This window comes from Streptomyces sp. NPDC059567 (genome assembly GCF_042735655.1).
Lineage (GTDB): Bacteria > Actinomycetota > Actinomycetes > Streptomycetales > Streptomycetaceae > Streptomyces.
In genome coordinates this window covers 85908-93726 of sequence record NZ_JBHWBS010000019.1, presented here as the reverse complement: position 1 = coordinate 93726, position 7819 = coordinate 85908, and the positions used below count along the sequence as shown (strand labels likewise).

Annotated in this window: 4 protein-coding genes; 2 read left to right on the top strand and 2 right to left on the bottom strand. The window is 70.9% G+C overall.

The genetic code is table 11. The features are described from left to right. The first annotated feature begins 113 nt into the window (after window positions 1–113). Complete coding sequence (locus ACFVZW_RS12365) at window positions 114–2084, top strand: hypothetical protein (protein WP_384520110.1); 1971 nt, start codon at window positions 114–116, stop codon at window positions 2082–2084. Between the two features lie 417 nt (window positions 2085–2501). On the opposite strand, the gene ACFVZW_RS12360 is transcribed toward ACFVZW_RS12365, so the two are convergent. Then, a complete protein-coding gene (locus ACFVZW_RS12360; RefSeq protein ID WP_384520098.1) occupies window positions 2502–5426 on the bottom strand; it encodes an ATP-binding protein in 2925 nt (974 codons plus the stop codon). A gap of 57 nt (window positions 5427–5483) precedes the next feature. Continuing rightward, window positions 5484–6143 carry a TetR/AcrR family transcriptional regulator gene (locus ACFVZW_RS12355; RefSeq protein ID WP_384520096.1) on the bottom strand — a complete coding sequence of 220 codons (660 nt, stop codon included), beginning with the start codon at window positions 6141–6143 and terminating at the stop codon, window positions 5484–5486. Window positions 6144–6214: 71 nt separating this feature from the next. Here ACFVZW_RS12355 and ACFVZW_RS12350 point away from each other — a divergent pair, with 71 nt between their 5' ends. Continuing rightward, window positions 6215–7693: an MFS transporter gene (locus ACFVZW_RS12350; protein WP_384520094.1), complete on the top strand. Its 1479-nt coding sequence runs from the start codon at window positions 6215–6217 to the stop codon at window positions 7691–7693. Window positions 7694–7819 lie beyond the last annotated feature (126 nt).

Here is a 7819-nt window from a genome sequence, read left to right as displayed (position 1 = left end):
GAGTCAACGTCTTCTGGGCACTGATTCGTGACCGACGGTGCTACCAAGTCGTACCCCCAGTGACTCACGTGGCTTGACTTCAAGATTGGGAAGCGAGCGAAGCGACAGACACGCTGGTTGTGTACTTCGCCGGCCACGGCATGCGGTCGCCGGACGGCTCTCTGCATCTCGCTCTGAGGAACTCGGAGCAAGGCAGGAAACTCTACGAATCTGTGTCCTTCGACTACCTCCGGGCCGAAGTACTGGACAGCATGGCGTCCCGCAGCGTCGTGATCCTCGACTGTTGCTACAGCGGGGCCGCGCTGGAGGGGTACATGGACAATCCGGGGGAGTTCGCGGACCAGACCGCCATCGAAGGCACCTACGTCATGACTGCCTCGGCTGCGACGCAAGCCGCCAAGGCTCCTGTGGGCGCGCCCCTTACCTCGTTCACCGGCGAACTCGTGAGAGCCGTTAGCGATGGCGTTCCCGGGGCGTCCAACCCGCTCGGCATGAACTCCCTCTACCGGCATGTCCGCCACCGACTGGAATCGCGGGGAATGCCGGTACCCCAGCAACGGGCCGGTGGCCAGGGTCACGCCATCGCACTGTTCCGCAACCAGTGGGTCCCGCCTACCGAGAAGCCGACGCTCGCAGCACAGCGGGAATATTGGTTCCGCGAGATCCAAGAAGAGCTGCTCTGGCACCTAAAGGATGTCCCGGCGCTTGGCAAGGAACGCCTGCGCAACGACTTCGGCGAGCCTGCACTCATCCGCTCCCTACTGGTCGCGCGAATCGCCGTCCAGCTAGCCCGGGGCAAGAGCACGGCGAACATCAGGGGAATGCTGACCTCCAGTCCGATTTTCGCCGTGCCCGGCCCTGATGTCGACGAGCTCACCAAGCTCATCGAAAAGGTTCAGTTCGGATTCGAGCACGACGGACTGACCAACACCATCGTGGTCAACGGCCTGGGCCTGCTCCCATGGAGCCCGGAGAGCACGTACATGCTGCTCATCGAATACTGGGCTGCGCAGCGAGGTCGTACGGTGCCTCGTACGCGTGTGGAACAAGAACTCAGCGAGCTTTGGGACACCACAGACTCACGTGTCCTTGCAGCGCACTCCTCGCTGCCGTCCTTCCCGTTGGAGACATACCCCGATCTGTGGCAGAGGCTGAAGGCTGAGCCAGACTTCCGCGTGGGCAACGCCGGAGCCATGATGCTCACCCAGCGCGGTGGCGGCGACCAGGCCTGGGAGCGGTGGATATCCACTCGCCCCTGGAGCATCCTCAAGGCCGGCCACCTGGTTGGCCTCGGCGGAGATCTCGTCCGTTGTCAGGCCGCGCTGCGCGCGCTCAGCCGTCTCCTCGATCAGGCCCCGCCGGGCGATGAGTTCCGCGGGGTTCTCGAGCGAGCCACAAAGGTCATCCAGGGGCAGCTGGACCACATCGGCCTGGCCGTGGAGGGCATGAGTGCCATCGAGTACGACCTGCTACGCGAGCGCAGCGGGGACGAGCACTTCCAAGACGGCTGCCTCACCACCTTCCACGAGCATCTGCTACAGCGGTATCAGATCTTCTCCCCCCTCCCTGAGCATGAAACAACACACGGCACATGGGGGCCGCTTCCCTGGTGGTCGATCGCCCTTCACGACGAAAACGAACGGCGGGCAGCGGAAGCGATCCTCGCGCGCGGCGGCATGCAGATGAGCATCACCACCAACAACCACGACGCTGACGAGCTCGTCATCACCTGCTTGGAACCGGGGCCTGGACCGTCAGGGCTCACAGCCTGCCTCCGCTTCGACCTCCGCGACGCCGTGCACGCATGCGAGCTGCTGCTTCTTGCCCGTCGACAGTCTGTGGCAGTGGACTTCCTCACGGAGCACATTGATGACTGGGACGATCGCGAGGTTCATCTCATCGGCACGATGAATATCGCGATAGGCGGCGAGGTCGGCGCAACGCTCGCCGACACCGCAACGCGTGCGCTACGCCGGCTCATGCCCGGCACATCGGGCCCAGCCATCTACAACGACGGGGTCCCGTCGCTCGAGCGGCTGCTGAAGTCGTCACGACTCCCGCAGATCTACCGCCACCCGAGGTAGCAACCAAGCCTGCTGAGACCATCCACAGCAAATGCGTAGGCTCCCCCGTCGGCGTTACGAGCACAGCGGCAAAGATGAAGTAATCGAACGTCCGCATGGGCGCCAAAGGTCTGCCTCCGCCCAGGCATGTCACACACCGTCGGGACACCTTGTAGATAACCGTCGACACGAAGTCCCTCAAGTGTCCCGGACGTGATACAAAGCGCGCTTGTCGCGCCAAATCCGCAGGTCAGAACCATGACTAAATACAGCGGACATGAGCGTCAAGTACAAGGAGACCGCCCGCGGCGGGCTCGCGGTGAACATCATCGAGTGCTGAGCCTTCACGGCGCCGGCGCGGCGGCTCCTGCGGTTGCTTCCAGGCGGCGGATCGGCAGGCCGCCCGGGGCCGCGGACGGCAGCGACGCCGACGTCGCGTCAAGTGATTACCGGAATCTTCCGCGGTGCGCACAATTCCGGTGATTTCGGCGGAGGCGGGGCGGGCTCCTGGGGAGGCGCGGGATCGTCATGGATCATCTCGTGCAGATCGCGCCGGTCCGATATGGACAGCTTCCGGTACGCCCGGCTCAGATGGATCTCCACCGTGCGCCGTGTGACGAACAGACGGTTGGCGATCTCCTGGTTGGTCAGGCCGCCGGCGGCGAGCAGGGCGGTACGCCGTTCGGCCGGGGTGAGCGAGGCGGGTCCGGTCTCGGTGTCCCGGCGCGGCCGGGCGCCCGACTCGAGCAGGTCCTGACGCAGTTCGCGTACGAGCGCTCCCGCCCCGCACTTCTCGGCCAGGGCCATGGCCGCGCGCAGCTGCTCCCGGGCCTTGCGGATCTTGCGGGTGCGCATGTACTCGCGGCCGAGGTCTCCCAGGGCCTGGGCCTCCGCGAGGGTCGCACCGGACTCCCGGAGGATCCCGACGGCCTCGGTGAGGAGGGTGGCCCGCCGGTCGCCGCCGGCCAGCAGGCCGAGGACGCGCAGGGCGCCGCCGATGGCGTGCGGCGCGCCCCAGGCGCGGGCCAGTTCCAGCTCCTCGCGGGCGAGGCGCTCCGCGATGGCAACGTTGCCGAGGCGGCTGTGGGCGAGCGCCGCCTCGGAGCGCCAGGGGTACACGGCGGAGTCCGCCCAGCCGCGCAGCCGCAGCCGTCGGCCGCACTCCTCCAGGTCGGCGAGGCCCGCCCTGGCGTGTCCCATCGCGATGTGCAGCCGGCCCCGGTGGAACAGCAGTCCGGGCAGCGCCATAGCGGGAGGGCCGCTCGGCCGGCTGTCGTCGAGGAGTATCCGCTGGGCCTGTTCGAGGTCTCCGGACTCCAGCAGGGCCGCCCCGAGCCAGCAGCGGGCCTGGGCGGATCCCAGCCACTCGCGGCCGGGCAGGACCGGGCTGTGCTCCAGCGCGTCGTACGCCGCCTGGGCGGACTCCTGGAGGCGGCCCACCCGGAACGCGCACTCCGCGAGCGCGGCCCTGGCCAGGGCGGCCACCGTGTGGGAGCCCTCGACCGTCGCCTGGGCGAGCAGGGCACGACAGATCTCCAGCGCCTCCTCGTGCTCGCCGGCGCGTGCCAGGACGAGGAGGAGGGCGGTCCGCAGCGCCGCGTCCTCGTTGACGCTGCCCACCGGTTCGCTGAGGGCGAGGCGGGCCAGCTGTACGGCCTCCTCCCGTCGCCGGCCACGCCATTGGGCGTGCAGGGCCGGCACCGCAGCCTCGGCTCGTCGGACCCAGGGGGTACGGGCGACGTCGAAGCGCACCGCCCTGGCCGCCGGCGGCGCCGCCGGGGCGCTCCGGCCGTCGAGCAGCCGCAGCAGCTCCAGAAGGGCGCCGGTGCCGGCGCGTAACTCCTTCTCGGCGTCCTGCCGTTCGAGGTCGGCGACCTCGGCCTCCATGATGCGCAGGGCTTCGGGGATGTCGCCGGAGAGCACGACGGCCTGGACGAGGTCGGCGAGCGCGGCGGCCCGCCGGTCACCGACCTGCGGTATGAGGTCGAGCGTGTTGCGCAGCCGGGGCACGGCCGCGTCGAGGTCGTCGGCGAGCTCCACCTGGCCGAGCCGCCGCAGCAGTTCGGGCTCGCGCTCCGCCCCGCACTCCTCCATCCCGCGCTCCAGGTAGGCCCGGGCCTCCTTCGGCTCTCCGGCGGCGAGGGCGGTGTCGGCCGCGTCGACGAGGATCTGGCCGGCCCAGGGTGCGCCGACGGGCGCGGAGTGCAGCAGGTGGGCGGCGATCTCCTCACGGGGCGCGGCCGCGGCGTGGAGGGCCTTGGCCGCCTCGGCGTGCAGACGGGCCCGTTCGCTGGGCGGCATGGCGGCGAGGAAGGAGGTCCTGACCATCGGGCGGCTGAAGGTGACGCCTTCCTCGGTCGCGTCCAGGACTCCCGCGCGGACGAGGGTGTGGAGGACGTCGGCGGCCTCCGCGGGGTCAAGGCCGGCCAGTTCGGCGACGAGTTCGGCGGAGTGCCCGCGGCTCATGATCGCGACGGTGCCGAGGGCCCGGCCGATGCCGGGGAACCAAGTCTCGAAGCGGGCGACGAGGGTCTCCGCGACCTCCGCGGAGCCGAGTTCGGCGATCCGCTCGGCGGACAGCTCACCCGGGCCGACGCCGGTGCGCTGCAACTCCCGTAACAGGGCCTGGACCAGCAGCGGGTTGCCACCGGTGCTCTCGTGGCAGGCGCGGGCGAGGCCGGCGTCGATCGGGGCGCCGAAGGAGGACGACAGCAGATAGCCGACGCTGTCGACGTTCAGCCCCCGCAGCACGACGCGCCGGTGGAACTCGGAGGCGACCGCGGCCACCGAGGTCGAGTCGGGCCGCTGCGACTCCTCGTCCCCCGGCTCGGTGTGGTCCCGCGCCAGGGTGCCGAGCAGGGCGACCGGCAGCCCTTCGAGGCGGGCCATGAGATGACCGAGCCAGTGCAGCGACCAGGTGTCGGTCCACTGCAGGTCGTCGATGACCAGCAGCAGGGGCCTGCGGGTGGCGTGGCCGGCCAGGAGGCGGTGCACCTGGGCCGCGGCGGCCTCGGGCAGGAAGGTCGAGATACCGGCGGACGGGCGGGACGGCTCGGGCAGGCCGCAGCCGTCCGGAGCGGACGGGCCGGGGAGGCAGGGGCTCGGGGCGGACGGGACCGGGGCGGCCAGGAGCTGGTCGCGCACCTGGTGCAACACCCCGTACGGCAGGGCTCGTTCCGCCTGCCGGGCCCGGGCCGACACCACCTCGAAGCCCCTGGCCCGCGCCGTTCTGAGGGCGGCGCGGGCCAGATAGGACTTCCCGGTGCCGATGCCACCCTCCATCAGGAGGCTGGCCCCCATCCCGCCCGCCGCCGCGGCCAACGCCTCTTCCAGGGCGGACACTTCGCCATCTCGACTCAGCACAGCAACTCCCTTTTCGCCCCAGCGTTTCGGCGTCGCTCGTCGTGCGCGTACTGCGGTTCAGGCGCCTTCCGGCCCCCCGTGCCTGCTGCGCCATCGATCGGTGGCCACCCCCGCGAGGACGACCTCGACCACGTCCTCCGCCAGGGCCGCCGTGACCGGCAGGTGCCCGAAGAGCACGCGGTAGTAGGTGGTGGAGGCCAGCATGTCGAGGAGCAGATCGATGTCCGCGTCCCCACGGATGTCGCCTCGGTGGATCCCGCGCCGCAGCGCCTCGGCCGTCGACGCCCGGCGTACGTGGAAGAACTTCTCCAGGAACTCCGACTCCAGCTCCGGGTCGTCGGCCAGGTCCGCGACCAGGGCGGGCAGGACCCGCCGTCCGACCGTGTGGGTGAACGCCTGACTGAGCGTGCCGATCCCGGCGATGAGGTCGCAGTGCGTGCATCCGGTGTCCGGCGTCGGCGTGGTGCCGATCGCCGACGCGAGCGTGTCCACGACGAGGTGCTGCCGGGATCGCCACCGCCGGCGCAGGGCCGGCTTGCTGGTACCGGCGCGGGCCGCGACCGCCTCCAGGGTCAGCCTGCCGTAGCCCCCCTCGTTGAGGATCTCCATCACCGCGCTGGGCACGGCGACGTCGATACGGCTGTCGCGGGGCCGTCCGGAGCGCTGCCCACCGGGGGTCCGCACCTCGGGCTCGGCCCGGTTCGGGGTGTTCACCATGCCGTCAGTATAGGTATGCTCACCACCATTCCGTTCCGGCACGGAACGAAAATGGCTCAAGGAGTGACTCCATGTCTCACGGTGTCGACGAAGTGGCCGAGGGGACCGGCGGATCGCAGACCCCGGCCGCCGCCGCGGAACCCACGTCCTCGGAGAGCGTCTTCTCGGGGCCCTATCGGGCCCTCACGTTAGGCGTGATCCTTTCGGTCAGCATGGTCGCGTTCGAATCACTCGGCGTGGCCACCGTGCTGCCCGACATCGCACGGAAGTTGGACGGCCTGGGCGCCTACGGCTGGGGCCTGTCCGCGCTCATGCTCGCGAACATCATCGGTACGGTGCTGGGCGGCCGGTCCGCCGACCGGAGCGGCCCGTGGCGGCCGATGGCGGTCGGTCTGGCCGTCTTCGCCGTGGGCTGCGCGGTGGCGGGCGCCGCCACGTCCTGGCCGCTCTTCCTCCTCGGCCGGTTCACCCAGGGACTGGGCGTCGGCGCTGTCATGGCCATGGCGTACACCGTGATCGGTCTGGCCTACCCGGAGCACCTGCGGGCGCGCATGTTCGCGCTGCTGTCCTCCGCGTGGACCATCCCGTCCCTGATCGGCCCCGTCGTCGCCGGCACCCTGTCGGACCTGACGGACTGGCGCGCGGTCTTCCTGCTGATGCTCCCGCTCATCGCGATCGCGGCGGTCCTCACCCTCCCCGGCCTGGCCAAGCTGAGCCGGTCCCGCTCCACCGCGGGCACGGCGGACGCCGGGACCCCCGCACCGGCCGCACTGCCCTGGTGGAAGAGCCCGTTGGCCAATGCCGTCGTGCTCACCGTCGGCACCGGCCTGCTGCTCCAGGCCCTGCTCCTGAAGAACATCCCCCTGCTCGTCGTCCTCGCCCTGCTCGGTGTGGCCATCGCCGTCCCCGCGCTGCGCCAGGTGACGCCGGAGGGCACCCTGAGCGCCCGGGCCGGCCTCGGCGCCGGCATCGTGATCCGCGGCCTGCTCTGCGGCGTCTACTTCGGCAGCGAGGCGTTCCTGCCGCTGGGCCTCCAGGAGTTGCGCGGTTCGAGCGCCACCGAAGCCGGCCTCGGACTGTCCGCGGGCGCGATCACCTGGGTGCTGGGGTCCGCGTGGCAGGCGAAGCGGGACGGCGGGAGCAAGGGCGGCCGCACCGGTGGCGTCGCACTCGGCTTCGTCGTCCTGCTCGTCGGCGTGGCCGTCATGGCCCTCGCCATCCTCACCGAGTCGGTCCCCGCCTGGATCGCCGTACTGGGCTGGGCCATCGGCGGAATCGGCATGGGCGTCGCGTTCAACGCCGCCACCACCGACACCCTGGAGCAGGCGCCCGCCGAGCGGCAGGGCGAGGTCAGCGGCGCGCTCCAGCTCGCCCAGACCCTCGCCACCGGCCTGATCGCGGGACTGGGCGGCGCGGCCATCGCGATCGCGCAGCACTACGACGCCACCACCCGCACCGCGCTGTTCGGCGTCTTCGCGCTCACCGGCGCCCTCGCCCTGATCGGCGTCCTCCTCTCCCGGCGACTGCGCCCCGCGTCCCCGGCGAGGTGACCGTCGGCCATACGTGAGGGGGGCTCCGCGGCGCTCCGCGGAGCCCCCCACGCGCCTGTCCCCTCCGGCCCGCGCCGCCGCGCAGCCACACCCCGGGCGGCTTGGGCAGGAAGTCCCCCCCGTAAC

What these genes read in the sequence shown, in the direction of transcription:
- ACFVZW_RS12350 (WP_384520094.1), top strand. Translation starts at nt 6,215, where the DNA reads ATGTCTCACGGTGTCGACGAAGTGGCCGAGGGGACCGGCGGATCGCAG.
- ACFVZW_RS12355 (WP_384520096.1), bottom strand. Translation starts at nt 6,143, where the DNA reads ATGGTGAACACCCCGAACCGGGCCGAGCCCGAGGTGCGGACCCCCGGT.